Raw genomic sequence first — 26,569 nt, forward strand, 5'->3', positions numbered from 1 at the left:
ACACGTGGTCGGGCCGCCTGACGGCTAACGGGCCGGGCCCTGAGCCGCGCCGTGCCCGAGGGCACCCGTGATGTCCTGCCGCCCGAGTGGGCGTGGCGGGAGCATCTGCGCTCGCGGCTCTCGGGCGTCTTTTCGGGCTGGGGCTACCGGGGGGTGGAATTGCCCGCGCTGGAGTTCGCCTCGGAGGCGCACCCGCAGACGGGGCGGGCCTTCAAGCTCATCGACTCGGGCGGCGAGGTGCTGGCGCTGCGGAGCGAGTTCACCACGGCGATTGGGCGGCTGGTGCGCGCCCGCTTCCCGGACGGTCCCTTCCCGCTGCGACTCCAGTACGGCGGGCGGCTGTGGCTGCGGACGCTGACGAGTGAGCTGGGGCGGCTGCGCGAGTTCTCGCAGGTCGGGGTGGAACTCGTCGGCGTGGAGACCCCGGCGGCGGACGCGGAGTTGCTGCGGCTGGGAGCGCAGGCGCTGGAGGCGGTCGGTGTGCGCGCGGTGATGGAGGTCGGCTACCCCGGCTTCGTGGACGCCGTGCTGGAGGACGCAGGGCTGCACGGCGAGGCGCGCGACGCCCTCCACGACGCGGTGGACCGCAAGAGCGGCGCGGACGTGGACCTCCTCGCCCGGCGGCACGGGCTGGGGGCGGAGGTGACGCGGACCCTGCACCTGCTGACCGACCTGTATGGCAGCGCCGAGGTGCTGGGGCAGGCGGCAGTTCTGGCACGCGGGGAGCGGGCGCGCTCGGCGGTCGCGCACCTGGAGGCGGTCGCGGCCCTGTGCGGGCCGGGGCTGCTGTTCGACCTGGGGGCCAGCCGCCGTTACGGGTACTACAGCGGCCTCACCTTCCGCGCCTACGCCGAGGGCCTGAACCAGCCCGTGCTGGGCGGCGGGCGCTACAGCCTGTCGGGCGTGCCGGGGGCGGGCTTCGCGGTCGGGCTGGAGCGGCTGACCGAGGTGGCGACGGCGACGCTCCCCCAGGGGCCGGAGGTCGTCCTCGCCCTCGACCCCGCCGGGGCGGAGACGGCCCGCGCCGCCGGATTGGTGGCCGAACTCGCGTGGACGGACGACCGGGCCGACCTCCTCGCCTACTGTGCCCGCCGAGGGATTCGCCGCTGGGCGTCGGGGACGGCCCTGAGCGAGGTGCCCGCGTGACCCCGCTCGCGCACCGTGGCCCCGACCACCTGACCCTCGCGCTGCCCAAGGGCCGCATCTTGGAGGAGGCTGTCTCCCTGCTCTCCCGCGCCGGGCTGCCGCTGACTCTCCCCGAGCGGTCCCGCGCCCTGCGCCACGAGTTCGCCGGCGTGACGGTGCTGGAGCTGCGGAATCAGGACGTGCCCGTGTACGTGGACCTCGGCGTGGCGGACGCGGGCATCGTGGGCAAGGACGTGCTGGTGGAGTCGGGGCGGGCGGTGTACGAACCCGTGGACCTGCGCTTTGCCGCGTGCCGCCTGTCCCTCATCCGGGAGGTCGGCGCGAGCGGCCCCGTTGGGCGGGTCGCCACGAAGTACCCCCGCTCGGCCCGCGCATACCTCGCCTCACGCGGTCTCCCCGCCGAGGTCGTCAAGCTCAGCGGCAACATCGAGCTGGCGGCGCTGACGGGCCTCGCCGACGCCGTGGTGGACCTCGTGCAGACGGGAAGTACCCTGCGCGCGAACAATCTGGAGGAGGTCGAGGTGCTGTTCCACTCCAGCGCCCGCCTCGTCGTGAACCGCGCGGCCCTCAAGCTGCGGCGCGAGCGGCTGCGGCCCCTGATCGAGCGGCTGCGGGAGCTGACGGGTCACGATCAGCCGGAGCGCGTTCCAGCCGAGGGTTGAGGAGGGGCCGAACGAGCTACGCCCCTTCTGCCTCCCCTCCTTGCGCGCGTTCGTCCTCCGTCAAGTGATTCCAGATGAAGTCGAGAGCTTCGAGGAGCAGATCATCCAACTCCTCCTGACTGACCTGCCCGCCTTGAACTTCCTGCCGCTTCTCCATGACGTAACGGTAGAAAAGAACATCCCGGCTTGGTAACTCTTCGGATGGCCGCAAGACTTCTCCAACTTCGCCTTTTTGAATACCTTCTTGCCTTGATGGCCTAGCCGGGAATGTCCGTGTCCGCCAGGTTGCCCGCCGCGTCGAAGGTGGCCTGGATGGCGTGCCCCGCGAAGATTTCCTCGTCGTCGTCGTAATACACGGTCAGGCCGTCGCTCTCTGCCACCACGGCGTCCAATCGCATCAGGCCCAGAAACCGCTCCAGCGTGAGGAGCGTCTCACTCTCCTCGTCGTCGCGGGCGGCCCACCAGTCCTCCGCAAGATCGAGCATCGCGGTCGCCACCTCGCGCCGGGTGTCCGGTTCGCGCTCCAGGAAGGCAAGGAGGCGTTGCCCGGCTTGGGCGATGTCCTCGGCGGTCAGGCGGGTTTCGTCGTCGTCCAGCGTGAGGGTCACGTCCTCGCCGCGCCAATTCACCCGCGCCTCCCAGGTCACGCTCACGAGTTCGCGGTGGGGGCCGCCCACGGGACCGCCGAACGTCCGACGCTCCTCGCGGTGGAAGGTGCCCAGGCCGGGAACGTGTACGTCGTCCATGTTGCCGATCTTAGGTCAGGACCGCTTCCCTCCCCAGCGCCTCCGCCATGCGCTCCAACGCCTCGACCAGCAGCGGGCGGCTCGTGGCGAAGTTGACGCGGACGAAGCCCTGATACCTCTCCTTGTGGCCCTCCGGCGCGAAGAGGGGGCCGTCGTTGATCGCCACCTTCGCCTCCTCCAACAACAACTTCTGCATCTCCCCTGCCCGTGGGTGAGCGCGCAGGTCCAGCCACGCGAGGTAGGTCGCCTCCACCGGAAAGGACCGCGCCCAGGGCAGCCGCGTCTCCACGAACGCCTGCAACACGTCGCGGTTGCCGCGCAGGTAGGCCACCGTCTCCCTCAGCCACGGGCCGCCGCCTTGCAGGGCCGCCTGCCACATCGTCACGCTCAGGGCGGAGGGGTGGCCCATCAGCCCCCCGGCGGCGGCACGCACCCGCTTCACGAGGTCGGGGTCATGGCCCACCATCGCGCCGATGCCGAGGCCCGCCGTGTTGTACGCCTTGCACGGCCCGGTCAGCGTGACGGTCCTCTCCCGCACGCGCGGGTCGGCGGCGAAGGACTCGAAGGGCGCGTCCGTCAGCCGCAGGTCGGCGTGCAGCTCGTCGGACATCACCCACAGGTCGCGGGCCAGCACGAAGTCACGCAATCGGGCGAGTTCTCCTGCGTCCCACACCCGTCCGGTCGGGTTGTGCGGGTGGCAGAGCAGGAGGAGCCTGCACCCCTCGGCGGCGGCCTCCAGCGCGTCCCAGTCGATCTCCCAGCGCGCCCCTCCCTCAGCGAGCGGCGCGGCGGCCACCCGTCGCCCCTGCTCGGTGATGGCGAGGTGGAAGGGGTGGTACACGGGCGTCATGGTGAGGACCGGCTCGCCCGGCGCGGTGAGGGCGCTGACGGTGGCATAGATGCCCGGCACCACGCCCGGCAGGAAGAGGACGCCCTCCTCGGGCACGTCCGTCAACCCCCCCGTGGCGAGGTGGGCGCGCAATTGCCCGTTGAGCGTGCGGTCGCCGAGAAGCTGGTGGTAGCCCAGCCCGCGCGTCAGCCGCTCGCGCAGGGCACCCAGGATGGGGGGCGCGACCGGGTAATCCATGTCGGCGACCCACAGCGGGATGACGCCCTCCTCGAAGAAGGTCCACTTCAGGCTGTCGGGGTGGCGCAGGGTGGCGGGGTCGAGGGAGCCGTAGGGGCCAGCGACGGAGGGATCGGGCAGGAGTTCGGTCGGCGTCGCGTCGCTCATGGGGGGAGGATACGCCCGGACTCCCGGCTGTGGGCCGTACACTGACCCCGATGCTGGCGATCATTGGCGCGATGGATGAGGAAATAGAGTTGCTACTCGCGGAGTTGCGGGAGCGCGAGGACCTGACACGGCCCGGCGTGACCCTGCACCGGGGCGTTTTGGACGGCGTGCCCGTCCTGCTCACGCGCGGCGGCATCGGCAAGGTGAATGCGGCGATGACGACGACGCACCTCATTTCGGCGGGGGCCACGCAGGTCATCTTCACGGGCGTTGCTGGCGGCGTGGCACCGGGGCTGCGGGTAGGCGACATCGTGGTGAGTACCGATCTCGTGCAGCACGACGTGGACGTGACGGCGCTGGGCTACGACCCCGGCACCATGCCGGGCGAACCCGCCGCGTGGCCCGCCGACGAGCGGTTGCGCGCGGTGGCTCTGGCGGCGGCGGGCGAGGTGGACGGCGTGCGCGCGGTGGAGGGCCGGGTGGCGAGCGGCGATCAGTTCATCGCCTCGCGCGAGGGGGCCGGGCGGCTGTGGGGCACGTTCGGGGCCGCCTGCGCCGAGATGGAGGGGGCCGCCGTCGCTCAGGTGTGCGCCAAAGCGGGCGTGCCCTTCGTCGTCATCCGCAGCGTGAGCGACACTGCCGACAAGGACGCCAACACGGACTACCGGACCTTCATGCCCCTCGTCGCCCGGCACGCCAAACAGGTCGTGCGTGGAATGCTCGCCCGGCTGTCGGCGCAGGCATAGGCGGTGGGTAGGACTTCAGCTCTGGGTGTTCTCGTTAGGAGGACACTCCTTGACGGTGGAAGTCCTCTAATTCTGTCGGGGAGCGTCCACGAGAACGCGCCGCCGGTCTGCCCATGACCTCACCCCCCGCCTCCGCCACCCGCGCCCTCCCCGCCCCGGTGCGCCTCGTGCTCGGTCTCGGTATCCTCGTCGGCTTCGCGGCCCTCGGCACAGGTCTCATCACGGTCCTGCGGCTGCCGCTGCCCGGCTCGGTCGTCGGGATGGTGCTGCTGTGGGCGGCCCTGTCGCTGGGGCTGGTACGGCTCCACTGGATCGAGGCGGCGGCGGACGGGCTGCTGGGCGTCCTCGGGCTGCTGTTCGTGCCCGCGACCGTGGGCGTCATCGAGTACCTGTCGGCGGGGGCGGCGTGGGCGCTGTGGCTGCTCGTCATGCTCGCCGGGCTGCTGCTGGGGGCGGGGACGGCGGGCGTGCTGGCGTCGCGGCTGGTGCGGGGGTGAGGGTGAGCAGTCAGCCGTCAGCTTTCAGCCATCAGCTCTCAGCCGTCAGCCTTTGGCCTTTTGCCTTCGATCTTCTGCCCACCCCCGCATGATCTGGGTCGCCCTCACTCTCCTCGCCTTCGCGCTCGGCGTCGTGGCGCAGCTTCGGGTACGGCATCCGCTCGCCAACCCGACGCTGATCGCCACGGTGGTCGTCGCGGGGATGCTCCTCGCGTCGGGCACGCCGTACCGGGTTTACGGCGAGGAGGTGCGGCCCGTCTCCTTCCTGCTCGGTCCGGCGGTGGTGGCGCTCGCGGTGCCGCTGTACCGCCTGCGGGCGCTGCTGGCGCGCGAGTGGCGGGCGCTGGCGCTGGGGAGCGTGGTGGGCACGCTCGTCGGGGTGGGGACGGACGCGGGGCTGGCCCACCTCCTCGGCCTGAGCGTGGAGGCGCAACGTTCACTGACGACTGCCCCGGCCACAAGTCCGGTCGCGCTGCAACTCGCCCCCCTCACGGGCGCACCCCCGGTCCTCGCGGCGACGCTCGCCGTGCTGTCGGGGCTGGTGGGAGCACTGGTGCTGCCGACTGCGCTGACACGGCTGGGCGTGCGGCATCCCCTCGCGCGGGGCGTCGCCATCGGCTGCGTCGCCCACGGGGTCGGCACCGCCCGCGCCCGCGAGGAGGGAGAGACGACCGGGGCCGCGAGCAGCATCGGCATGGGGCTGGCCGCGCTGGTGGTCACGCTGGTGGTGGCGCTGATGGGGTGAGTCGGGAAGGAACCCACCGCATTCCCTGAAGTGAGCGAGAGTCATGCCCGACCGCCGAACAGCAGATACTTGGCGACCTCTCCCGTCAATTCGCCCGACATAGCCCATTCGTAGGGAGTCATGTTCTCGCGCTCATCACGGACAGCGCGCAGGGCAGCCCTCAGCGTCTCGTCATCCGCCCCCGCCGCGAAAACAGCACGGAGCCGGGCGACGACCGCAGGCTCGCGGTAGTCCACGCCGGGTTGTGTGGTTGTCTCGCTCTCCACCCCAGAGTCAGGAGACAGGGAAATCTCTCCGTCCATCAGACAGACGCCCCCTCCACCCGCCCCACCACCGTCTCCGCCCCCGTCACCCGGTCGCTCACGCTGACCTGCGGCGTGGCATTTGCCGGAAGCGTCAGGAGAACAAGACCGCCCTCCTCCAGGAAGGCGAGCTTGTGCCCGGCGCGGGCCTCGTCGCCCTGCCGGAGATAGGAGGTCGCCTTCAGCCCGTGCGCCCCCGCCACGAGCGTGACGCTCACGCCACCGTCGAGGGTCGTCGTGTGACGCTCGTTCTCCGCCACGCCGGACGTGCCGAGGAGGTCGGCGGGATAGCCCAGAAGGGAGGCGACGGTCGCGGCTCCTCCCAGCGGGACGTTCCGGCGGCTCTCCATGTGGGTGACACCGGCACGCCCACCCACCGGGGCATAGACGTAATGCGCGTCCAGCGGCCCGACGAGGAGGCCGATGAGCCAACCTTCAGAGACAGCAGTGCCCGTGAGGTCGCGGATATTCAGCGGCGCGTCGAGCGTTTCCACCCGTACCTCTCCCCCCTCAATGCGGCGCACGAAGCTCACGAGGCCGTCGGCGGGGCTGAGGACCGCTCCGGCGTCGGCGGGCGGGATGCGAATGGGGTCGCGGTAACGGTAAACGCCACGCACGTACACGGCGGCTCCGAGCGCGGCGAGGGGCAGGACGAGGCGGGTTAGGCGCGACATGGGCGGAGTGTAGAGGAGGCGTGGGAGGGGGAAGGGTGGCCTGGGCGGTGGGCTTGATTCCTCACGCCGAACGAGGAGTCGGACCGCCGATGAACCCCTTTCCAACTCAGCGTTCAGAAAGCAGCACCCACCCTGGTCTCTGCTGGCCGCTGGAAGCTGGCGGCTGGCCGCCCCTCAAGGCGAAACGAGAATCTGCACGCTCCGCAGCACGTCCGGCTCGGCAGTAGTGATGGCGGTGTCATCATTACGGGCGGTGCGGGTAAGCTTTTGCAACACATCGTTACCAGCTACCACTCGGCCAAAAACAGTGTACTGACCGTTTAGGAAATCGGAGGCGTTAAGCGTTATGAAGAATTGGCTACCCTGAGAAAACAAACTCTGCGAGCGCGCCATGCCCAGCACACCCGCCGCGTTGAACTTCAGCCCCTCGTCGAGTTCCACGAAAAAGCCGTAGCCGGGGCCACCCGTGCCCCACCGCGTCCGCTGCGCCGCGTCCGCGCTGAGAGGGTCGCCCGTCTGGGCCATGAAGCCGTCGATGACCCGGTGAAAGCGCGTGCCGTCGTAGAAGCGGTTCAGGGCGAGAAAGACGAAGTTGTTCACCGCCTTCGGGGCCTGCCGCGCGGCGAGTTCCACCGTCACGTCCCCCTTGCTCGTGGTCAGGACGGCGCGGTACGTCCTCGCCGGGTCGATCACCCACCCCGGCTCCTTGAAGGTGCGGACGGGCTGCGCGCTCAGATAAGGCACGGATCGAAAGGTCGGCGCGGGGGCCGGGGCCGGGGTCTGGGCCAGCGCACCGGAGGCGACGAGCAGGGCGGACAGGGCGAGGAAGCGCATGGGCCTCAGCCTACCGCGCTCACCCGACCCACTGACCACTGACTACTTCCCACTCCCTCACTCCAGCGCCAGGCTCGTCGTGTACTTCTCCTGCTTGACCACGATGGTACTCGCCGTGTTCCGCACGCCGGGCGTGGCGGCCAGCACGTCCACGAGGAAGGTCTGGTAGGCGTCGAGGTCGGCCACGCACACCTTGAGGAGATAGTCGGTGTCGCCGAGACACAGGTAACACTCCAGCACCTCGGGGCGGGCGCGCATGTGGTCGGCGAAGGTCTCGAAGCCCTGCTTGGTCTGCTTGTCGAGCGTCACCCGCACGAGCACCATCAGGTCCCGCCCGACGAGCTTGGGGTCCAGCAGCGCCACATAGCGGTTGATGATGCCCTCCTCCTCCAGCCGCCGCACCCGGCGCAACGTGGGCGCGGGCGTCAGGCCGATCTCGTCGGCGAGTTCCGTGTTGGCGATGCGCGCGTCCCGCTGGAGGATGGCGAGGATGCGGCGGTCGGTGGCATCGAGTTCGGGCGTGGACATAAATGGGAGGAGTTTAGCCTATCCGCGCAACGGTATTGCCAGTCTCGTGCATAGAGAGGGGCTTAAAGCAATCCAAAACGGCGAGGCTCCTGCTACCATTGCGCCACCAGAACACGAGCGAGTGGGCGGGGCAGTGACCCGTCCGGCACGCGGAGGCACAGCATGAAGATCGGACTTCCGAAGGAAATCAAGGTCAAGGAAAACCGGGTGGCCCTCACGCCGGGCGGGGTGGGCACGCTATCTCGGCGCGGGCACACGGTCGTCGTGGAGCGCGGCGCGGGCGTGGGCAGCGGCATCGCGGACGGCGAGTACGAGGCGGCGGGCGCGGTGATAGGCACGGCGACGGACGCCTGGGCCGCCGAGATGGTGGTGAAGGTCAAGGAGCCTGTCGAGCGCGAGTACGGCTACCTGCGCGACGACCTGCTGCTCTTCACGTACCTGCACCTCGCCGCCGACCGTCCGCTCACCGAGGCGCTGCTGGGGGCGGGCACCACCGCCGTCGCCTACGAGACGGTGCAGCTCGACGACGGCAGCCTGCCGCTGCTGATGCCCATGAGCGAGGTCGCCGGGCGGCTGAGCGTGCAGGCGGGCGCGTACCACCTGCAAAAGCCCATCGGCGGGCGCGGCGTGCTGCTGGGCGGCGTGCCCGGCGTGCAGGCGGGCCATGTGGTCATCATCGGCGGCGGCGTGGTGGGCACGAACGCGGCGAAGATGGCGATGGGCCTCGGCGCGAAGGTGACGGTGCTGGACGTGTCGCACCGCCGCCTGACGTACCTCGACGACGTGTTCTTCGGCAAGCTCACCACCATGATGAGCAGCGAGGCGAACATCCGCGCCCTGCTGCCCGAGGCCGACCTCCTGATCGGCGGCGTCTTGATCCCCGGCGCGAAGGCCCCTCACCTCGTCACGCGCGACATGCTCCCGCTGATGCAGGAGGGCAGCGTGATCGTGGACGTGGCCGTGGACCAGGGCGGCTGCGTGGAGACGATCCGCCCGACCACCCACGACGACCCGACCTACCTCATGGACGGCGTGATCCACTACGGCGTGGCGAACATGCCGGGGGCCGTCCCGCGCACGAGCACCTTCGCGCTCACCAACCAGACCCTCCCCTACGCGCTGCTCCTCGCCGAGCATGGGGTGGAGGCGCTGAACCGCAACCCGGCCCTGCGGCGCGGTCTGAACACGTACCGGGGTCAGGTGACGTACGGCGGCGTGGCGGACGCCTTCGAGCTGCCCGTGGCACAGGCGGAGGCGGTGCTGGCGTAAGACGGAGGATGGATACGGGGGCGGCGGGCCGGGAAGAGGGGTCCGCCGCCCCTACCCTTTGGCCGGGAGGACGTGGGAGTGCTTCATCTCCAAAATGCCGCCAAAGTAGGGCCGGACCTCCGCGAAGAAGTCCCGGAAACCCGGCGACCGCCGGAATCCCTGCTCGTGCCCCTCGATGGAGTCCCACTCGATGCGGACGACCCAGTTCTCCGGCTCCTCCACCCCCTGCGACATCTCGAACTTCAGGCAATGTAGGTCGGCCTCCAGCAGGACGGCGGCGCGGCGGTAGGCGTCGGCGAAGGCCTCGGCCTGCTCGGGCGGAATGCGGTAGCGGATGTATTCGACGACCATACGGCCTCTTGAGAGCGGCTGGAATGGCCCAACTTGATGTCCGGCTTGCACGGGGCAAGTCCTTCTTGGCTACCCGACTCAACAGTACAGGTTCATCCGGTCCAGTCTCCTCGTTTGAACACGGCAAAAGGACGCCTCCCGGACCATTCTCCCCCGCCTTCCGGCGTACCCTACCCTCATGCTCTCCCGTCCCTCCCGCATGATGCCCTCGGCCCGCGACCCGGACGCGCCGCGCGTGAAACGTGATCCCAGGCAGCTCGCGCGGCTGCTCGCCTACGCCCGGCCCTACCGGGGGCTGTTCGTGGTGGGCGTGCTGGCGACGCTGATCTCCAGCGGGCTGAACCTGATCTTCCCGCTGCTGTTCGGACGGCTGATCGACGCCTCCTTCCTGCGGGTGGGCAGCACGGACACCGGGCCGCTCGACCGCACCGTCCTCGCGCTGCTGGGGATTTTCGCGCTGTCGTCCCTCTTTGCGGCGGCGCAGTCGTACCTGCTCTCACGGGTGGGGGCGGGCGTGGTGGCGGACCTGCGACGGGCGCTGTTCGGGCACCTGCTGACCCTCTCGCCGCGCTTCTTCGCCGACCACAAGACGGGCGACCTGACGAGCCGACTCACCGCCGACGTGGGCACGGTGCAGACGGTGACGAGTACGGCGCTCGCGCAACTCGCCGCGCAGACGGTGAGCCTCGTGGGGGCCGTCATCCTGCTCCTGACGACCAGCCCGCGCCTGAGCCTGCTCACGCTGGCGGTGATCCCAGTCGTGATCGGGACCGCCATCCTGATCGGTCGCCGCATCCGCCGGGTCAGCCGCGAGGTGCAGGACGCCGTGGCCGGGGCGAACGCCAGCGCCGAGGAGGCGATTTCCGGGGTGCGGGTCGTGCAGAGCTTCACGGCGGAGGGGATGGAGGGTGAGCGGTACGGGCGCGGCGTCCTCGCCAGCTTCCTCGCGTCGCTGAGGCGGGCCAAACTTCAGGCCCTGATGGGCGGCACGATGAGCTTCCTGACCTTCGGGTCGCTCGCGGTCGTGCTGTGGTACGGCGGGCGGCAGGTGATGGACGGGGCCATGACGCCGGGCAATCTCGTCACCTTCCTGATCTACGCGCTTCAGGTCGGCGGCACGGTCGCCGCGCTGACGGGCATCTTCAACCAGTTCCAGGAGGCGCTCGGCGCGTCGGGCCGCATCTTCGAACTGCTGGACGAACGCAGCGACCTCCCCGCCCCGGCGTCGCCCGCGCCCCTGACTCGCGCGCAGGGCCGCGTGACCTTCGACCGGGTGGAGTTCCGCTATGGGGAGGCACCTGTGCTGAACGACGTGAGCTTCGACGTGCCCGCCGGACAGGTCGTCGCCCTCGTCGGGCCGAGCGGGGCGGGCAAGACGACGCTGGTGAACCTCATCCCGCGCTTCTGGGACGTGACGGGCGGTGAGCTGCGGGTGGACGGGCGCGACGTTCGGGACTACGCGCCGCGCGACCTGCGGGCGCAGGTGGGGCTGGTGCCCCAGGAGACGCTGCTCTTTTCCGGCTCCATCGAGGAGAACATCCGCTATGGCCGCCCGGACGCGACGGGCACAGAGGTCGAGGCCGCCGCCCGCGCCGCGAACGCGCACGACTTCATTACCGCCTTTCCGGGGGGGTACGGCACGCTGGTCGGCGAGCGGGGGGTCAAGCTCTCCGGGGGGCAGCGCCAGCGCGTCGCCATCGCCCGCGCGCTCCTCAAGGACCCGCGCATCCTCATCCTCGACGAGGCGACGAGTGCGCTCGACAACGAGTCCGAGGCGCTGGTGCAGGACGCCCTGGAGCGCCTGATGCGGGGCCGCACGACCTTCGTGATCGCCCACCGCCTCAGCACCATCCGCAACGCCGACCGCATCCTCGTGATGGAGGGCGGGCAGGTGGTGGCCGACGGCACCCACCATGAATTGCTCGCGGCGGGCGGCCTCTACCGCGACCTGTACGAACTCCAGTTCCGGCGCGAGCGGGAGGCGCGGGCGGAGCTGGCGTAGGGGGCGGCCAGCCGCCAGCTTCCAGCGGCCAGCGAATAAGAGGGGGGGTCGCAGGGCTAGCGGTCCAGCACGCCCGCGTAGATGTCGTCCAGGGTGAGCGTCATGTTCAGGCAGGGGATAGGAACGAGACCCTCGCCCACCAGTTCCGTCTCCTGCCAGCCCTCTGCCGTGCGTCCGACGACACGCACGAAGCGTTTCGAGGCGTCCACGATGAGGTAGGTCTGGAGGCTGGGGAGGCTCGTATAGGCCCAGAGTTTGTCGGTCCGGTCGGTGTGTCCCGTGCTGGGACTCAGGACTTCGACCAGGAGGCAGGGCTGGTGGCAGACGGTCGCCTCGTCCGGCATGGTCTCGCAGGTGACGACCACATCGGGGTAGTAGTACACACGCCTGCCGGTGGGGTTGACGGCATTCACTCGCATGTCCGCCGTGTAGACGCTGCATCCTGTCCCCTCCGAGCGGAACAGGAGCGTCGCGCCGATCCTCAACGTCAATTTGCCGTGACCGCTGCTCGCCCCCGCCTGCCCAACGACAGGCCCGTGCAACGGATACACGTAGCCGCCGAAGAACTCCCGCTTGATCGGGCTGTCCGGCTCGGTTCGCAGGTATTCCTCCTCGCTCATCTCCCAGAAGGTCGGCGCGGGGTCGCTCATGCGGGTATGGTACGCCCCATGCGACAGCGGGAGTTTGGGAACACGGGATTGAAAGTCGGTGTGCTGGGACTGGGGGCCGGGCAGGTGGGAGCGGAGGCGCTGCCGGAGGCGGAGGCAGGGCGGCTCCTGAACCGCGCCCTCGACCTCGGCGTCACCCTGATCGACACGGCGCGCGGCTACGGCCTGAGCGAGGAACGCATCGGTCGCCACCTCGCCCACCGCCGCGACGAGTTCGTTCTCAGCACGAAGGGCGGCTACGGCATAGAGGGGGTGGAGGACTGGACCCCACAGAGCATTCGCCCCGGCATCGAGCGTGCCCTGCGGGTGATGCGGACCGACCGACTCGACATCTTCCACCTGCACTCCTGCCCGCTGGACACCCTGCGCCGCGACGACCTCCTCGCCGAACTGGACCGGGCGCGGGAGGCGGGTCTGATCCGCGTCGCCGCCTACAGCGGAGAGAACGAGGCGCTGGCGTGGGCCGTGGAGTCGGGCCGCTTCGGCAGCGTGGAGACGAGCGTGAACGTCGCCGATGGGTGGAGCCTGCGCCACGTCTTGCCAGATGCGGCGGAACGTGGCCTCGGCGTCATCGCCAAGCGCCCCATCGCCAACGCCGCGTGGCAGTTCGGCGAGCGCCCGGTCGGCCAGTACGCGGAGGTCTACTGGGAGCGGCTGCAACGGCTGCGCCTCGCCCCCGGCGAGTTGGACTGGACCGCCTTCGCCCTGCGTTTCTCCGCCTTCGCCCCCGGCGTGAGCAGCGCGATTGTCGGCACGGCGCGGGTGGAGAATCTGGAACGCAACGCGGCCATCGTGGAGCAGGGACCGCTGCCCGCCGAACTGCTGACACAGATTGACGCGGCGTGGGCCGAACATGGGCAGGATTGGGGCGGGGAGGTGTAAGGCTCACTCGGCGTGGGTGGACACAACAACGTATGAGGTTGTTTCTTTTGCCCCTCCCCCTTGAGGGGGGAGGCTGGGAGGGGGTGAGCGGGCATGGCGTCCCTAGAAGGTGAACTTACCAATCCCTGTCATCGTCCAGTAGACAGGCCCTATGGGGAGAATGCGGCAGTCTGGGCGTCGACCTCTGTTCTCCCCAACAAAGAACGCGCCCACCCCTCTTCCCGGAGGCGGGCGCGTCCCTCTCCCCTGCTCAGTCCATCGCGTTCGCCAGCATGGGCTGGGGCTGCCAGGCGTTCGCGCCGATGGAGCGCAGGCGTTCGGCCAGGCGCTCGTAGCCCCGGTTAAGGTACTGCACGCCGTCGATGACGGTCTCGCCCTCGGTGGTGAGCGCGGCGATAAAGAGGGCGGCCCCGGCGCGCAGGTCGGCGGCCTTGACGGGGGCGGCGCGTAGTTGCCCCCCTTGAATCACTTGCGTATAGCCGCCCACGGTGATATTCGCGCCCATGCGCTGCAACTCGGCGACGTGGGTCAGGCGGTCGGGATACACCGGGTCCTGCACCACGCTCGTGCCGGGCACGGTGGCGAGGAGGGCGCTCATCTGCGGCTGCACATCGGTGGGGAAGCCGGGGAAGCTCTGCGTCGTGACGTTCACGGGGCGCAGCTCGCGGCCTCGGGCGTCCACGATCAGGCGGCCCTCGCCCTCCAGAATGTCCACGCCCATCTCGCCGAGCTTGGCGCTCACGGCGCGGACGTGATCGGGGCGCACGTTCGTCAGGGTCAGGCGGCTGCGGGTGGCGGCGGCGGCGATCATGAAGGTGCCCGCCTCGATGCGGTCGGGGATAACCCGGTACTCACCCCCGCGCAGGGCCGGAACGCCGTGGATGGTGAGCGTGTTCGTGCCCGCCCCCTCGATCCGCGCCCCGAGGCTGTTCAGGAAGTGAATCAGGTCCACCACGTCGGTGTCGATGCTGGCGTTCTCCAGCGTCACCACGCCGTCGCCCAGCACCGAGGCCAGGACCGCATTGTGGGTGCCGCCCACCGTCAGCATCTCGAAGACGAAGGTGCCGCCCAGGCTGCCCCGGCGCACGGCGTCGAAGTTGCCGTTGTCCTCGCTGATCTCGGCCCCCAGCGCCCGCAGCGCCTTGACGTGCTGATCGACGGGGCGCGGCCCCCACGCGCAGCCGCCGGGCATGGACACGGTGGCCTGCCCCGTCCGCGCGAGAATGGCCCCCAGGATGATGAAGCTCGCGCGCATCTTGGACACGAGGCGGTAGGGCGCGTCGGTATTCAGAATCTCGGGCGTGTGCAGGATCAGGCTGTTGGGGCCGACCCAGACGTGCCGCGTGCCGATATGGTGCGCGAGGTCGAGGATGGTGTACACGTCGCTCAGGCGGGGCACGCCGTGCAGGGTGACGGGTTCGCTGCTCAGGAGGCTCGCCACGATGATCGGCAGCGCCGCGTTCTTGCTGGGCTGAATGGCGACGTCGCCGGAGAGGGTCCGGCCTCCCTGAATGTGCAGCGGGGTCAGTTGCATGACGTTCCTTTTTCCTTTCGGGCGCGCGCGTGGCGCGGGAGGGGTGGAGATAGACGGCACCGCAGGCGCACCGGGCCGACGAGTGCATGTTACACATGATGCTCACTGAACGTCTAGGCTGAAGCGTACGCTCACAGGAGACGCCGACGATGTACCCCGGATGAGTGCCCGTGGCGACGACACTCACGCGAGTGCGATGCGGCAGATGTTGAGGGCACTCACCTTGCGTGCTACGCTGCCCGGCAGAAGGCACGTCAGCGGGGGGAGAAGGGGATGCCCAAGAAGGAACGCAAACGCTTGCAGGTGGTGATCAGCGAGGAGCAGGACGCGCTGCTCACCCGCACGGCGTATGAACTCTCCAGCCCCGAGCGCCTGATCAGCAAGAGCGAGGTCGTCCGCCTCGCCATCGAGAAGATCGCCCGCGAACTCGGCGACGGCGAGCAGATGAGTGAGTACCGCGCGCTGCTGGAGGAGACGGAGCCGGAGGAGGAGTAGGGGGCGGCCAGCGGTCAGCTTCCAGCCGCCAGCACGACGTGGGGACGCTTCCAACTCTTCCAAGCATTTGACGAGGGAAGAGTTGTCACCCTGAACGCCGCGAAGGGCCTTCTGTTCGGGGAGGAGATGCTTTGCTGTGCTCAGCATGACACTGTTCTTCTGTCAAAGGCTCTGGAGAGGAACGACAGGAACGCGCCGTCCAAATTCACCGGGCGACGCGTCTTCTTTCCCAACCCTGTAGTCGAGAGACGGTCCCCTACCGCCCCGCCCCGTAGGTCGTCAGCGGCAGCACCCGCCGGGCACCGACGAAGCGGGGTGCCCAGTAGCGGTCGGTGAGCAGGCGGTCCACGACGACCTGCCCCCGGTACGAGTTGGCGTTCACGAACTCGTCGTCGCCGAGGTAGATGCCGACGTGACTCACCGTGCCGCGCCCCTCGATGTCGAAGAAGACGAGATCACCGGGCTGGAGGGCCTCCGTAGGCACCACCTCCCCCACCTGGGCCTGATCGGCGCTGCGGCGCGGCAGGGCGACCCCGAGCGGTGTGAAGACCTGAAGCACGAGGCCGCTGCAATCGAGGCCGCCGAGCGTATTGCCGCCGTACACGTAGGGCACCCCCAGCAGCGCGAGCGCGGCCCCACGCCAGTCACCGGGCAGGGGGGCGACGGCTGGGGGAGTTGTCACGGTGGGTTCAGCGGGGATGGGTTCTGGGGGGAACGCGTCCGCCACCGGGAGCGACGGGAGGACGGCGGGCGGCAGAGTGAGAATGGGCGCGGGCACCACTGGACTCGCCACCACCGGGCTTGCCACGACCGGGGCGGGGGCCGGGAGGGCGAACGCCGGACCCGGCAGGGGCACCCGTAACACCTGCCCTGCCTGCAAGACCGCTCCTTCGGGCAGGGTGTTGGCCGCGAGCAGGGCGTCCACGCTCACCCCGAAGCGGCGGGCGAGGGAATACAGCGTCTCCCCCGGCCCCACGGTGTACGGCGGCACCTCGCGCACGCGGAGCACCTGCCCGGCGCGCAGTTCGGGACCGCTCAGGCCGTTGAGGGCGAGCAGCGCCTCCACGCTCAGCCCGTGGGCGCGGGCGAGGCTGAAGGCCGTATCGCCCGGCTGCACAGTCACGGTGAAGGCTGTTTCAGCGGCGGCGGGCGGCGTGACCGTGGGCGGCGTGGTGGTGGGTGTCCCAGTGACGGCGGCCCCCGCCCAGGGCGTAAGGGCGAGCAGGGCCAGCGAGGGAAGAAGACGTGAGGACAGGGACATGCACGGGACTCACAGGGCGCGGAAACCGAAATTACAGGGCCGTCAATGTCCGGCGGGACACTGGGGAAGAGGTGCGGCCCCCGAATGAGAACCCACCCAACGGAATTGAAACATCGGCACCGTAACATGCCCGCGCCGGGGCTGCCAACCCCCTCCGAGGGCGTCGGTGTGGAGTTTTTCTCGTTTGGGGACAGGTTGTTTGGATTCGGGGTCGTCAGTGACCTGTCGCCAGCTGGGGTGAGGAAGAGCTTATTCGCTTCGCCTCAGCGGACTCCCGGTTCGTCGTCCGACATTGTTCCCCTGGGCGGGACGCGGTGCCCTCACGCGCGCCTATCCTGGGCGGGTGCTCGCGCGTGCCTCCGCGTGGCGCTCGCGGACGTTCAGCGCGTTGCGTCACCCCCACTACCGCCGCTACTGGTTCTCGCAACTCCTCTCGCTGGTGGGGTCGTGGATGCAGGCGACCGCCCAGCAGTACCTCGTGCTGGAGCTGTCGGGCGGCAGCAGCGCCGCGCTGGGGTACGTGACGGTGGCCCAGTTCCTGCCCAGCCTGCTGCTCTCGCTGTTCGCGGGGGCCGTCATCGACCGGGTGCCCCGGCGGCGGGTACTCCTCACCACACAGATCACGCTGCTCGCCACGGCGGCGGCCCTCGCGGTGGCGACCCATCTGGGCGTCGTCTCGCTGGGGCTGGTGATGGTCCTCGCCTTCGTGAGCGGCACGGCGACCGCCTTCGACATGCCCGCCCGGCAGAGCATGGTCGTGGACTTCGTGCCGCGCGAAGACGTGCCGAACGCCGTGGCGCTCAACAGCCTGTCCTTCAACGTATCGCGCACGGTGGGTCAGGCCCTCTTCGGGGTGATCGCGGCCCTCGGCGTCTCGTTGCTGGCGGCGGGCAATCCAGAGGCGATCTCACGGCTGGCGCTGCCCTTCTACCTCAACGTGGTGTCCTTTTTCGTCGTGCTGTTCGTCCTCGCCACGCTGCCCTTCCCGCCGCGCGAGACGGGCGAACACGGCAGCGTGGCGGAGGACGTGCGCGAGGGCCTGCGCTACGTGCGCGCCACGCCCTCGGTGCGGAACGTGATGCTGCTCGTCGGGCTGCTCAGCCTCACCGTCATCAACTTCAACGTCATCATCCCGTACTACGCGCGGGTCGTGTTTGGGGCGCGCGAGGCCGCGTTCGGCACCCTCAGCGCCGCCTTCGGGGTGGGGGCGATGGCGGGGGCGCTGTGGCAGGCGAGCAAGCCCAACCCCACCCGCAACCTGCGCGTCGGGGCGCTGCTGCTCCTCGTCAGCACGGCGGGCCTCGCCTTCACGCCGGGGCCGATGCTCGCCACGCCCGTGCTCGCCGCGTGCGGCTTCGGGATGCTCACCCTGCTCGTCAGCGCCAACAGCACCGTGCAACTCACCATCCCCGACCACCTGCGCGGGCGGGTGATGAGCCTCTACTCCTTCGTCCTCGTGGGTATGGGGCCTCCCGGTGCCCTGATCGCCAGCACCCTGATCGGTCGGGAGGGTCCCCTCGGCCCGCGCGTGGGCCTGCTCGCCCTCACGGGCTTGGGAGCCGCCGCGCTGCTCGTGCTGTGGGCGCGGCTGCCCCGGCGCGTCACGCCGCCCGATGAGGTGGGGACGGTGGGGGGTGTGCCGGCGGATTGAGAGGATCATTGTTAAGGGCAACCTGAAAGCGTCCAGGCAAAAAAATAGGGGCGGCTTGCCCCCGAGAGGTCGCTAAGCGACGATATAGGTACTGCTTGCGGTACTACTATGCAACTATAACCCATCAGAAGTCGGGGGAGTCAATACCCTCCATTTGGGTGGCTCCACTCTGCATGGAGGAGAAGGACTGAGCCATTCTTTGCATAATAGCCTTATTTATTATGTTTTCAACCAAGTTGGTTGCATTGATTATCTTTAAAATTCTAGTAAAATTTAATATGCCCCACGATAATGCCAATTTACCGAAAACCTCATCAGCAAAGGACGAGCTAATCAAACCAACCTCATTAAAATCGATGACTATTCTCCTCCCTTCAAATTGTGTCACGGTGTTTTGAATCAAGTTTCTAACCCTTAAACCAGTGGGCCTGTTGCCAAAATTTGACTCCTCCTCACGCAGTCGTATAACCACGTCATCTGATTCATTCATGTCATATTTTAATTGAGCATATCCGAGTGACTCATATCCCCATATGGCTTTGGTTAAATCTATTTCTACGTCGTCGGGCATTGAGAAATGGACGAACGTTCCCATGTATGGTACGCACGCTGGCTCAGATTTAACTCTGCCTTTTAAAGAATGAAGATGGCCTTTATAACTATTGATTATAAGCAATCCATCGCATTGATGCGTTATTTCTAGAGTCCCCGCTAATCCATTCCCCTGTCCTTCGGAATTACTTGTAACCCCCTTCTCTACAGACCTATGAATAGCATCTGCATCGTCCGAAAGTTCAGGAAAGGCTGCGCGCATAGTCGCTGGTATGCCAACTCCGTTGTCACAAACAGTGAACTTGATGCTACCATCTGCTTGCCAAGTTACCTCAAACCAACCATGACTATTGCCCGAGTGTCTGACAACATTATCTGTTATCTCATTTAGAGACCATTCTAAACTCTGCAGTGCACCATTTTTAAACGTTCCTCCTTTTATAGCTATATGCATTGCTTTGTTTATAATATTGTTCAGACTGGAGAAGTCGTTGAATTCCAATACTCCTGTGCTGCGCGTGTTTTGCCTTTGAATCTTCTTGTGAGATTTATCTAAATAATGACTCCAATTGTGATTATTGAATATAGCCCGAAGTTCATGCGCTCTAGGCATTCTGACGACGACGGGCAAACCAGCCTCTCTATACCTGTCAAGCAATGCTATTAATGGTAAAACTCCATCTTGATCAGCGCCATCGAGACGGATCAAATCTATGATAAGCGAACTAGTTTTATTCTTCTCTAGCTCTCTTTTAATGAACGCGCTTAAAATGCAAAAGGCGTTCCAATGAAGCCGTCCACTGACCTTAAAAACTCCCTTGATACCATCTATGTCAAAATCAACATGGAATTTACCTCTCATGTTAATGTTGAATTGGAAGGGTTTCTTGTTCGAGCCGCGTTGAGGACGGGCGTCTTTACTTACAATAGCGTGACTCCTCACCCGCACTTGCTGTACCCGCACGCCTGGCACTTCAGGCAGCCTTCCTCCCGAATCACGGCGCGTTCCTCGCACACCGGGCAGCGTTCGCGGCTCATGCCGTCCACGCTCACACCACCCGGCGCGGCGGGGGCGAGGGCGGGCGCGTCCACGCTGGCCCCGGCAAGGGGCGGCAGGCTTGCTGCGTCCATGTCCTTCTGGAAGGTTTCGAGCGCGACGGCGATCAGGTCGGCCTTCGACCCGACGAGACGCCCGTTGTAGCTGCCGTACAGCCCGCCGTTGATGCCGCGCAGGGTCTTGACGAGGGCCTGGGCAGGAACGCCGTGCTGGAGGGCGATGGAGACGACGCGGCCCAGCGCCTCGGAGTCGGCGTTCGCCTCGTCGCCCGCGCGCCCGCTGATGACCATGACCTCGATGGGCTTGCCGCCGAGGTGATTGACCGTGACGAGGAAGGAACGGCGGTGCCCGCTCGTCGGGTCGGTGAGTTTCACCATGTCGGTGATGCCCTGGAGGCGGGTGGGGCGCTCGTAGATGGGAGGTGTAGGGTGTGGGGTGTGGGGTGTGGGCTTGGGGGTGGGAGCAGGGGCGGCGGGTATGGCGGGAGCTTCGGGCTGGGTCAGCACGTCCTCCGTCTTCTCGCCCATGACCTCGGCGACAGCTTCGGCGGGGGTCTCCTCGGCCCCCTTCTCCTTCTTCTTGCTGGTGGAGAGGACCTGGAACTGGCGCGAGCCGTCGCGGTACACGGTGATGCCCTTGCAGCCCGTCCGGTACGCCTCACCGTAGGCGTCCTGCACGTCCTGAACGGTGGCGGAGTTGGGGAGGTTGATCGTCTTCGAGAGGCTGTTGGCCGCGTGCTGCCCGCCGTCGTCGAAGGCCCGCTGCACCGTGCCCTGCATCCGCACGTGGTCTACGGGCTTGATGTCGTGGGCGCACACGAAGACCTGTTGCAGCGCCTCGGGGATGAAGGCGAGGCCCACGACCGAACCGTGGTTCTCGGAGACGGCCTCCGTCACCTTGTCCCAGTCCCAGCCTCCATCCTTCTCCAATCCGGCGGGGGCGGGATACTGGTTGAGCAGCTCCACGAAGAGGGGAGCGAGGAGTGCCCGGTACTCCGAGCCGATCTTGCGCCAGATGAAGGGGCTGAAGACGGGTTCGATGCCGCTGGAGACGCCCATCAGCATGGAGGTCGTGCCCGTCGGTGCCACGGTCAGGACGGCGACGTTGCGGCGTGGCTCATGCGGCATCTTCCCCACGTTCCGCTCGTAGACGGGATACACCCCCCGCTCCTGACCCAGCCGCTCGCTCTCGGCCACCGCCTCTTCCCTCAATGCGCTCATGATCTCGTAGATCGCCTGCCGTCCCGCCTCCGAGTCGTAGCGCAGGCCGAGCTTGATCAGGGCGTCGGCAAGGCCCATCACCCCCAGCCCGAGGCGGCGCAGGTCCTGACTCGCCACCCGGTTGTCCTCCAGCGCGAAGACGTTCACGTCCAGCACGTCGTCGAGGAAGCGCACGCAGGTCCGCACGTCGGCGCGGAAGGTCGGGAAGTCGAAGGAGCTGCCCCTCACGTAGGCGGCGAGGTTGATGGCACCGAGGTCGCAGGGTTCGCCTACTGTCAACGGAATTTCACCGCACGGATTCGTCGACCGAATCTCATACCGCTTCCCCAGCCCCTTGAGCGCCGAGAACTCGTTCACCCGGTCCACGAAGATCAGCCCCGGCTCGCCCGTCGCCCAGGCGTGCTGCGCGATCTGGTCCCACAGCCACTTCGCGGGGAGGCCGGGCCGCCCATCGGTGGGGTCGAAGCGGCCCTGCGGCGCGGTGCGGTACAGCGGCACGCCGCGCGCCCCGTCCTCGGCCCGCTCGGGGAGGGCGGGGAGGCGACCGTCGTACATGCCCGCCTGCGGCTCCAGGGAGTACTTGCCGGGCACCTCCTGCACGTCCACATGCCACAGCCCGTCGCGCTCCAGCGTCTGCCAGAACCGCTCGGTGACGAGGATGGAGATGTTGAAGGTGGAGATGTCGCCCTCGGCGGCCTCGCGGTCGAGGTCCTTGGCCGTCAGGAAGTCGAGGACATCGGGGTGTTCGATGGAGATGGTCGCCATGCCAGCGCCGCGTCGGGTGTTGTGGCTGACCATCCCGTTCGCCAGGTACGTGTGGTTCTCCTCCACCGAGAGGTCGAGGGTCAGGATACGTTCGCCCGGCGTCACGCTCTGAACGCGGACGTAATACTCGTCGTGGTCGAAGGCGGGGAGAGCGTTGGCAATCTGCGGGTTCTGCGCGAGGGCCGTATAGCCACTGGCGGTCAGGCCACGCTCGCCCCGGATGTACCTCGAGAGCGTCTTGCGCGTCCCCGTGAGGGCCGAGGGGCTGCCCTTGCCCCCGGCGGGGAGGCTGGCGTGAATGTCACCCAGCAGACCGGCGGCGTGCGGCAGGGGCCATGCCGACTCACGGGCCGCGTCCGGTTGGAAGTTCCCCAGCGCCCCGAAGCGGGAGCCGGGCAGCCAGCCCACGCGCTCGACGTACCGCTCCAGGCCCCTGCCGCTCACGACATTCAGGCGGTAGTGCTCACGCTGTGAGTAACGGTTCGGCAGAGCCTCGTACCGGGTCAATTTGGCCGGGATACCCAGTCCACCCAGCAGCACCACCACATCCTCGGCAAGTTGGCGCGAGGCGGTCGAGAGTTGCGGGTAGCCGTGCAGCAGCGTGCCGTCGGCCTCGAACAGGCCCCGCAGGAACGCGCCGAGGACGGGGCGAGGTGCCTGCCGGACGGGGCGCGGCACCTCCAGCGTCAGGGCCTTGCCCTTGAGCAGGCCGTTGCGCGCAAGCCACGCCACCAGCGCCGCCGAGCGGGTCACGAAAACCACGCTTCGGTCGTTCTCCTTCTGCTCCTGGCGCAATTCCAGTCCGAAGAGGTCGCGGAAGAGGCGCGGCGTCTCCTCCATCATGGGCGAGCCGTGCGTGACGGCGAAGCCCACGCGATTGCCGCTCACGAAGCCGTCGCCCCACAGATAGCCGAGCCAGAAGGCGAGGTCTTCGGTCAGCGTCTCGGGGGTGCGGATGCGCTTGGCGTTGAAATGCAGCTCCGGCACCGGTTCGAGCAGCGCGGGTGTGCCGGTATGCTCGTCGAGAACCTGGATGGTCCAGTCGCCGGGCTGGAGTTCGTCGAAGCGCACCCACTCGCGCTCGCCGCCCTCGCGCAGCACCTTGAGCTTGTGGTTAGGGGTGCCCTGGAGGGTCAGGCCATTGTCGAGCGCAACCCGCAGGGTGTCGGCCAGGCCGTTGTTGAACCCCTCCGGGCTGTGCCGCCAGCCCTCGTCGGTGGCGACCTCCAGCGCGTGCCCCTGGTGCCCGAAGCTCCGGGCGTCCACGAGTTCGCGCAGGCGCAGGGTGCCCCGGCTGGTGTGGACGAGGGTATCGGGGTGCAGGCAGCCGCCCTGCCTCACCACCCGCAGCACCGGCGCATACACGAACCGCAGCGTGTTGATCGGCCCGCTCTTCTCCCCTCCCCGGTTGGCCCATTCCAGGAAGTTGTCGAAAATCTCCATCAGGAAGGAGACCGGGCCGGAAGACGTGCCGCCCGACCCCTGGATAGGCGCGCCCTCGGGCCGCATCTCGGAGAGGTCGATGCGCGGCTCGACGCCCACGCCCGCGCTCTCGGCGACCGCGCGGGCCGCGTCGATGATGCCGCCCATGTCGTCGGCGACGGCAAGCACCCCCTCGGGCAGCGCGCGGACGATCTGCACGCCGTTCTGCCGGGCGCTCGCCACGAGGTCGGCGGGGATGGCCTGCCCGTAGACCACCCGCGTCCAGTTGCGGACCGAGACGGGCTGCTTCTCCCCGTCGGGCTGGGTGGGGGGACGCATCATTCCCAGGGTGAAGTCGGTCACGTCGGGGTGAGTCGCGCTCATATAGACCCACCCGCGCACGCCCGCGTCGGGACGGCTGGAGGCGGCGCGGGGCGTGTACACGTCGAGATTGACGCCGTTGCCGCCGCCCACCTTCGTCACGAGGGCGAGCTTGCGGGCGACCTCCATGATGCCGTCGAAGCTCTCGGGATTGTGATCTGTACTCCCCTGCACGAAACAGTTCAAGACGTTCCCGTGCCGCGTTCCCGCCCCCGCCAGCACGCGCCCGCCGGGGCAGAACCGCTTTTCCGCCATCAGGTCGTAGTACTTCCGCGCCCACGCCAGCCGCACTTCCGGTGCCTCCGCCCCCGCCACCCAGTCGGCGATGCGGCGGAACATCCCGCCCAGGTCGCCGTCCCCCACCTGGAGGTACTGCCGCCCCGCGATATGGTGGGCGTTCTCGTCGAAGTTGCTCAGGGTGCGGTCGGGCGTGGTGGTCATGGGGGGACTCCTCGGTGGGGCGGGACGACACAGAACCTCACCTCCCCTGAGAAAGGGGCGGTGCGGGGCGGACGGTGCGGCCCAATCCAGGGGCCGTTCAGAGATGGCTGACTGTACCACCACCCGCCGAGGGGTACAACCTCTTGTACGCGGCGCGGCTTTGGTGTACTAGATGCAGCGAGAGGGAGGCGGAACCGCGCGGTGCGGACACTCCACCTCCCCCAAAGGTTTCAGGTTTTTTCACTCACCCCTGACCCCTCCTCTTTCAGTTCAGCCGGATCAAAAACCGCCCACACGACGGGCATTTCACGGGGGGCATCTTGCCCTGCACGGCGCGCTGCTGCACGTTCACGGGCAGGTTGACGTTGCAGCCGGTGCAGCGCCCGCCCTGAATCTCGGCGATGCCGACACCCTTCTTGGCCCGGCGGATCAGGTCGTACTCCTTGACGGTGCGGGAATCGAGGTTCGCCACCAGCGCGGCGCGCTCGTCGCGCATCCCGGCCCCCTGGTCGCGCAACGCCTGCACGCGGGCCTCGTCCTGGGCCTCCAGGTCGGTGAGGGTGGGGCGCAGGGCACGGTGTTCGGCGCGCAGGTCCGCCGCCTTCGCGCTGAGGTCGCGCTGACGCTCGCGCAGGGGCGAGAGGTCCTCCTCCATCTCCTCGGCCCGCTCGCCGAGCATCTGGATGCGGCTGCCGTACTGGGACTGGGTGCGGGCGTCGAAGGCGTTCTTGTCCTGCTCCTCGCGGGCGCGCTGGGCCTGATCGCGGGTTCCGGCGAGGTCCTGCTCCAGTTGCCGGATGCTTTTCTCCACGCCCTCCAGGGCGATCTCGATGTCCTCCAGCTCGTTGTTCAGCCGCTCCTGCCCGGCGCGGGCGTCCCGCAGGGCGTCAGGGACGTTGCCCTCCTCCGCCCGCAGCCGGTCGAGGTCCAGGTCGAGCTGCTGCACGCGGTACAGGCGCTGAAAGGGTCCGGTGTCACTCATCGGGGACAGTTTACCCCCGGCTGACGGGGGCAGAGGCCGGGGAGGGCAGAAAGCAGAGGTCAGAGGGCGACCGGGCAGAGGTTTTTGAAGCGTGGGAGGGGACGCCGCACCCTCTGGCCTGTTGCTTTCCCCCCTCACCCCTGCTGACCGCTGACCGCTGACGGCTGACCGCTCTACGACGCCCCCTCCCCCGCCCGCCGCGCCGCCGGGTGGCCGCTGCGCCGCGCCGGGCGGTACAGGCCGAGGTAGAGCAGCACCACGCTCCCCGCGTACATCAGCAGGGTCCAGCCGAACAGCACCCGAAAGGCGAGGTCGAAGGGCAGCGCCCCGCGCACCACCCCGGACAGGAGGCTGCTGGCGGCCCAGCCCGCGTCCCAGGCGATGATGTTGACGGCGGAGTACATCGGGCGGTCCTCCTCGGGGAGGGCGGACATGGCGTAGGCCCCGTAGACCGGCCCCGCCGCGTTCATCAGCGCCCCGCGTGTAAATAAGGCCACGCTGACCATCCAGAGCTGCGGCGCGAAGCCCAGCACGGCGAGGAAGGGGAGGCTCGCCGCCTGCACCACGAGGACGGCGGTGAGCTGGCCCAGCCGCCGCACGAGCAGGGGCTGGAGCAGCGCGGTGGCGGCGGTGGCGAGGCTCGTCCAGGCGAAGAGGGTGCCCAGCCCGGCATAGTCCACCCGGAATTTGCCCTCGATGAACACGTTCAGGAAGGGGATGGTCGCCCCCGCCCCCAGCCCGACGAGGACGTTCGGGGCGACGAGCCGGATCATGGTCAGCTTGTCGCGCACGGCGAAGGAGCGGCCCTCGGAACGTGGGTTGCCGCTGGGACGCAGGAAGAGGACGGGGAGCAGCCCCAGGAGTTGAAAGCCCGCCGCCACCAGCAGGGCCGCGCGCAGGGCGTCCAGCCCGTCGGCGGGTGTGCCCGTCGCCGCCGCGTACGCTCCCGGCACCCGCCCGCCGAGCAGGTTGCCCAGGAAGCCCGCACCGGTCATCAGGGCGCTCTGCACGCTGAACAGGGTGACGCGGGTGGACTCGTCGCTGTTGTTCGCCATGAAGGGCGAGGCGCACACCGAAATCAGCGCCGCCCCCGCCCCCTGCACGAGCGCCCCCGCGATGGCCGCCCCCGGCCCGTCCGCCAGCGCGAGGATCAGCGCCCCGACGAGGCTGAGCACACTCCCCACCTTGAGGGTGTGGGCGTTGGAGAGCCGCCGCGCGAGGGCCACGGCGGGCAGGCTCAGGGCCGCCAGCGTCAGCGCCGGGAGGGCATTCACCACCCCCTGCCACTCCGCCCCCAGCCCCAGCGCCCGCAGGTAGAAGTTGAGAAAGAGCGCCGCGAACGCCTGCGACAGCCCGAACGTGAACGCCGAGGCGAGGTAGAGCCAGACCTGGCGGGAGAAACGCCACTTCACGGGTGCCCCCGGTGGGGAAGCAGAGGGCAAATGGCAGAGGGCGGAAGGCAAAGGACACAGCGCCGCCCGCTCCCAGCCTTCTGCCTTCGACCTTCCGCCTTCGCCATCTG

Annotated in this window: 25 protein-coding genes; 10 read left to right on the forward strand and 15 right to left on the reverse strand. The window is 68.3% G+C overall.

The window, feature by feature from the left end; translation table 11 throughout:
• Positions 1-39: 39 nt before the first annotated feature.
• Positions 40-1,146: an ATP phosphoribosyltransferase regulatory subunit gene (locus V3W47_RS11060; protein ID WP_331825387.1), complete on the forward strand. Its 1,107-nt coding sequence runs from the start codon at positions 40-42 to the stop codon at positions 1,144-1,146.
• Positions 1,143-1,808, forward strand: a complete 666-nt coding sequence (gene hisG / locus V3W47_RS11065; RefSeq protein WP_331825268.1) for an ATP phosphoribosyltransferase — start codon at positions 1,143-1,145, stop codon at positions 1,806-1,808. Before V3W47_RS11060 ends, hisG begins: the two co-directional genes overlap by 4 nt.
• A 16-nt stretch (positions 1,809-1,824) precedes the next feature.
• Here hisG and V3W47_RS11070 read toward each other — a convergent pair whose 3' ends face one another.
• The 3 genes from V3W47_RS11070 to V3W47_RS11080 form a co-directional block, all read right to left on the reverse strand.
• Positions 1,825-1,965: a hypothetical protein gene (locus tag V3W47_RS11070; protein ID WP_331825269.1), complete on the reverse strand. Its 141-nt coding sequence runs from the start codon at positions 1,963-1,965 to the stop codon at positions 1,825-1,827.
• A gap of 100 nt (positions 1,966-2,065) precedes the next feature.
• Positions 2,066-2,554, reverse strand: coding sequence for a DUF2262 domain-containing protein (locus V3W47_RS11075; protein ID WP_331825270.1), 489 nt, complete (start codon positions 2,552-2,554; stop codon positions 2,066-2,068).
• A 10-nt stretch (positions 2,555-2,564) separates the two neighbouring features.
• On the reverse strand, positions 2,565-3,788 hold the full coding sequence (locus V3W47_RS11080) for a MalY/PatB family protein (protein ID WP_331825271.1): 1,224 nt from the start codon (positions 3,786-3,788) through the stop codon (positions 2,565-2,567).
• 50 nt (positions 3,789-3,838) lie between these two features.
• Here V3W47_RS11080 and V3W47_RS11085 point away from each other — a divergent pair, with 50 nt between their 5' ends.
• From V3W47_RS11085 to V3W47_RS11095, 3 genes are all read left to right on the forward strand, one after another.
• A complete protein-coding gene (locus V3W47_RS11085) occupies positions 3,839-4,534 on the forward strand; it encodes a 5'-methylthioadenosine/adenosylhomocysteine nucleosidase (RefSeq protein ID WP_331825272.1) in 696 nt (231 codons plus the stop codon).
• Between the two features lie 113 nt (positions 4,535-4,647).
• On the forward strand, positions 4,648-5,031 hold the full coding sequence (locus V3W47_RS11090) for a CidA/LrgA family protein (RefSeq protein ID WP_331825273.1): 384 nt from the start codon (positions 4,648-4,650) through the stop codon (positions 5,029-5,031).
• 88 nt (positions 5,032-5,119) lie between these two features.
• Positions 5,120-5,776: an LrgB family protein gene (locus V3W47_RS11095; protein WP_331825274.1), complete on the forward strand. Its 657-nt coding sequence runs from the start codon at positions 5,120-5,122 to the stop codon at positions 5,774-5,776.
• 41 nt (positions 5,777-5,817) lie between these two features.
• Here the strand turns inward: V3W47_RS11095 and V3W47_RS11100 are convergent, their stop codons facing one another.
• The 4 genes from V3W47_RS11100 to V3W47_RS11115 all read right to left on the reverse strand — a co-directional run bounded on the left by V3W47_RS11100 (position 5,818) and on the right by V3W47_RS11115 (position 8,114).
• Positions 5,818-6,042 (reverse strand): hypothetical protein, encoded by a 225-nt coding sequence (locus V3W47_RS11100; protein WP_331825275.1) that lies wholly within the window; start codon positions 6,040-6,042, stop codon positions 5,818-5,820.
• A 35-nt stretch (positions 6,043-6,077) separates the two neighbouring features.
• Positions 6,078-6,752, reverse strand: coding sequence for a phosphatidylserine decarboxylase (locus V3W47_RS11105; RefSeq protein WP_331825276.1), 675 nt, complete (start codon positions 6,750-6,752; stop codon positions 6,078-6,080).
• Between the two features lie 174 nt (positions 6,753-6,926).
• Positions 6,927-7,586 carry a peptidylprolyl isomerase gene (locus V3W47_RS11110; RefSeq protein WP_331825277.1) on the reverse strand — a complete coding sequence of 220 codons (660 nt, stop codon included), beginning with the start codon at positions 7,584-7,586 and terminating at the stop codon, positions 6,927-6,929.
• Positions 7,587-7,643: 57 nt separating this feature from the next.
• On the reverse strand, positions 7,644-8,114 hold the full coding sequence (locus V3W47_RS11115) for an Lrp/AsnC family transcriptional regulator (protein WP_331825278.1): 471 nt from the start codon (positions 8,112-8,114) through the stop codon (positions 7,644-7,646).
• 162 nt (positions 8,115-8,276) lie between these two features.
• On the opposite strand from V3W47_RS11115, the gene ald reads away from it, so the two are divergent.
• Positions 8,277-9,383: an alanine dehydrogenase gene (gene ald, locus V3W47_RS11120; RefSeq protein WP_331825279.1), complete on the forward strand. Its 1,107-nt coding sequence runs from the start codon at positions 8,277-8,279 to the stop codon at positions 9,381-9,383.
• A 51-nt stretch (positions 9,384-9,434) separates the two neighbouring features.
• On the opposite strand, the gene V3W47_RS11125 is transcribed toward ald, so the two are convergent.
• Positions 9,435-9,734, reverse strand: a complete 300-nt coding sequence (locus V3W47_RS11125) for an antibiotic biosynthesis monooxygenase family protein (protein ID WP_331825280.1) — start codon at positions 9,732-9,734, stop codon at positions 9,435-9,437.
• A gap of 178 nt (positions 9,735-9,912) precedes the next feature.
• Here V3W47_RS11125 and V3W47_RS11130 point away from each other — a divergent pair, with 178 nt between their 5' ends.
• Positions 9,913-11,736 (forward strand): ABC transporter ATP-binding protein, encoded by a 1,824-nt coding sequence (locus V3W47_RS11130; protein ID WP_331825281.1) that lies wholly within the window; start codon positions 9,913-9,915, stop codon positions 11,734-11,736.
• Between the two features lie 56 nt (positions 11,737-11,792).
• Here V3W47_RS11130 and V3W47_RS11135 read toward each other — a convergent pair whose 3' ends face one another.
• The gene (locus V3W47_RS11135; protein ID WP_331825282.1) at positions 11,793-12,386 is read right to left on the reverse strand and encodes a Uma2 family endonuclease; all 594 of its coding nucleotides are present in this window, start codon (positions 12,384-12,386) and stop codon (positions 11,793-11,795) included.
• Positions 12,387-12,404: 18 nt separating this feature from the next.
• Between V3W47_RS11135 and V3W47_RS11140 the strand changes: the two genes are divergently transcribed.
• Positions 12,405-13,286: an aldo/keto reductase gene (locus V3W47_RS11140; RefSeq protein ID WP_331825283.1), complete on the forward strand. Its 882-nt coding sequence runs from the start codon at positions 12,405-12,407 to the stop codon at positions 13,284-13,286.
• Positions 13,287-13,536: 250 nt separating this feature from the next.
• Here V3W47_RS11140 and murA read toward each other — a convergent pair whose 3' ends face one another.
• The gene (murA, locus tag V3W47_RS11145) at positions 13,537-14,820 is read right to left on the reverse strand and encodes a UDP-N-acetylglucosamine 1-carboxyvinyltransferase (protein WP_331825284.1); all 1,284 of its coding nucleotides are present in this window, start codon (positions 14,818-14,820) and stop codon (positions 13,537-13,539) included.
• 273 nt (positions 14,821-15,093) lie between these two features.
• Here murA and V3W47_RS11150 point away from each other — a divergent pair, with 273 nt between their 5' ends.
• Positions 15,094-15,315 carry a transcriptional regulator gene (locus V3W47_RS11150; RefSeq protein ID WP_331825285.1) on the forward strand — a complete coding sequence of 74 codons (222 nt, stop codon included), beginning with the start codon at positions 15,094-15,096 and terminating at the stop codon, positions 15,313-15,315.
• 256 nt (positions 15,316-15,571) lie between these two features.
• On the opposite strand, the gene V3W47_RS11155 is transcribed toward V3W47_RS11150, so the two are convergent.
• On the reverse strand, positions 15,572-16,576 hold the full coding sequence (locus tag V3W47_RS11155; RefSeq protein ID WP_331825286.1) for a C40 family peptidase: 1,005 nt from the start codon (positions 16,574-16,576) through the stop codon (positions 15,572-15,574).
• Between the two features lie 343 nt (positions 16,577-16,919).
• Here V3W47_RS11155 and V3W47_RS11160 point away from each other — a divergent pair, with 343 nt between their 5' ends.
• Positions 16,920-18,227 (forward strand): MFS transporter, encoded by a 1,308-nt coding sequence (locus V3W47_RS11160; RefSeq protein WP_331825287.1) that lies wholly within the window; start codon positions 16,920-16,922, stop codon positions 18,225-18,227.
• Between the two features lie 124 nt (positions 18,228-18,351).
• Here V3W47_RS11160 and V3W47_RS11165 read toward each other — a convergent pair whose 3' ends face one another.
• The 4 genes from V3W47_RS11165 to V3W47_RS11180 all read right to left on the reverse strand — a co-directional run bounded on the left by V3W47_RS11165 (position 18,352) and on the right by V3W47_RS11180 (position 26,459).
• A complete protein-coding gene (locus tag V3W47_RS11165; RefSeq protein WP_331825288.1) occupies positions 18,352-19,641 on the reverse strand; it encodes an STAS-like domain-containing protein in 1,290 nt (429 codons plus the stop codon).
• Positions 19,642-19,718: 77 nt separating this feature from the next.
• Entirely contained in the window at positions 19,719-24,065 is a 4,347-nt protein-coding gene (locus V3W47_RS11170) for an adenosylcobalamin-dependent ribonucleoside-diphosphate reductase (RefSeq protein WP_331825289.1), read from the reverse strand.
• 265 nt (positions 24,066-24,330) lie between these two features.
• Positions 24,331-25,047, reverse strand: coding sequence for a zinc ribbon domain-containing protein (locus tag V3W47_RS11175; RefSeq protein WP_331825290.1), 717 nt, complete (start codon positions 25,045-25,047; stop codon positions 24,331-24,333).
• A 173-nt stretch (positions 25,048-25,220) separates the two neighbouring features.
• Positions 25,221-26,459 carry an MFS transporter gene (locus V3W47_RS11180; protein ID WP_331825291.1) on the reverse strand — a complete coding sequence of 413 codons (1,239 nt, stop codon included), beginning with the start codon at positions 26,457-26,459 and terminating at the stop codon, positions 25,221-25,223.
• Between the last annotated feature and the right edge of the window lie 110 nt (positions 26,460-26,569).

This window comes from Deinococcus sp. YIM 134068 (genome assembly GCF_036543075.1).
Classification (GTDB): Bacteria; Deinococcota; Deinococci; order Deinococcales; family Deinococcaceae; genus Deinococcus; species Deinococcus lichenicola.

Coding starts and splice junctions, on each gene's coding strand:
- V3W47_RS11070 (WP_331825269.1), bottom strand. CDS start 1,965: ATGGAGAAGCGGCAGGAAGTTCAAGGCGGGCAGGTCAGTCAGGAGGAG.
- V3W47_RS11075 (WP_331825270.1), bottom strand. CDS start 2,554: ATGGACGACGTACACGTTCCCGGCCTGGGCACCTTCCACCGCGAGGAG.
- V3W47_RS11080 (WP_331825271.1), bottom strand. CDS start 3,788: ATGAGCGACGCGACGCCGACCGAACTCCTGCCCGATCCCTCCGTCGCT.
- V3W47_RS11085 (WP_331825272.1), top strand. CDS start 3,839: ATGCTGGCGATCATTGGCGCGATGGATGAGGAAATAGAGTTGCTACTC.
- V3W47_RS11090 (WP_331825273.1), top strand. CDS start 4,648: ATGACCTCACCCCCCGCCTCCGCCACCCGCGCCCTCCCCGCCCCGGTG.
- V3W47_RS11095 (WP_331825274.1), top strand. CDS start 5,120: ATGATCTGGGTCGCCCTCACTCTCCTCGCCTTCGCGCTCGGCGTCGTG.
- V3W47_RS11105 (WP_331825276.1), bottom strand. CDS start 6,752: ATGTCGCGCCTAACCCGCCTCGTCCTGCCCCTCGCCGCGCTCGGAGCC.
- V3W47_RS11110 (WP_331825277.1), bottom strand. CDS start 7,586: ATGCGCTTCCTCGCCCTGTCCGCCCTGCTCGTCGCCTCCGGTGCGCTG.
- V3W47_RS11115 (WP_331825278.1), bottom strand. CDS start 8,114: ATGTCCACGCCCGAACTCGATGCCACCGACCGCCGCATCCTCGCCATC.
- ald (WP_331825279.1), top strand. CDS start 8,277: ATGAAGATCGGACTTCCGAAGGAAATCAAGGTCAAGGAAAACCGGGTG.
- V3W47_RS11125 (WP_331825280.1), bottom strand. CDS start 9,734: ATGGTCGTCGAATACATCCGCTACCGCATTCCGCCCGAGCAGGCCGAG.
- V3W47_RS11130 (WP_331825281.1), top strand. CDS start 9,913: ATGCTCTCCCGTCCCTCCCGCATGATGCCCTCGGCCCGCGACCCGGAC.
- V3W47_RS11135 (WP_331825282.1), bottom strand. CDS start 12,386: ATGAGCGACCCCGCGCCGACCTTCTGGGAGATGAGCGAGGAGGAATAC.
- V3W47_RS11140 (WP_331825283.1), top strand. CDS start 12,405: ATGCGACAGCGGGAGTTTGGGAACACGGGATTGAAAGTCGGTGTGCTG.
- murA (WP_331825284.1), bottom strand. CDS start 14,820: ATGCAACTGACCCCGCTGCACATTCAGGGAGGCCGGACCCTCTCCGGC.
- V3W47_RS11150 (WP_331825285.1), top strand. CDS start 15,094: ATGCCCAAGAAGGAACGCAAACGCTTGCAGGTGGTGATCAGCGAGGAG.
- V3W47_RS11155 (WP_331825286.1), bottom strand. CDS start 16,576: ATGTCCCTGTCCTCACGTCTTCTTCCCTCGCTGGCCCTGCTCGCCCTT.
- V3W47_RS11165 (WP_331825288.1), bottom strand. CDS start 19,641: ATGAGAGGTAAATTCCATGTTGATTTTGACATAGATGGTATCAAGGGA.
- V3W47_RS11170 (WP_331825289.1), bottom strand. CDS start 24,065: ATGACCACCACGCCCGACCGCACCCTGAGCAACTTCGACGAGAACGCC.
- V3W47_RS11175 (WP_331825290.1), bottom strand. CDS start 25,047: ATGAGTGACACCGGACCCTTTCAGCGCCTGTACCGCGTGCAGCAGCTC.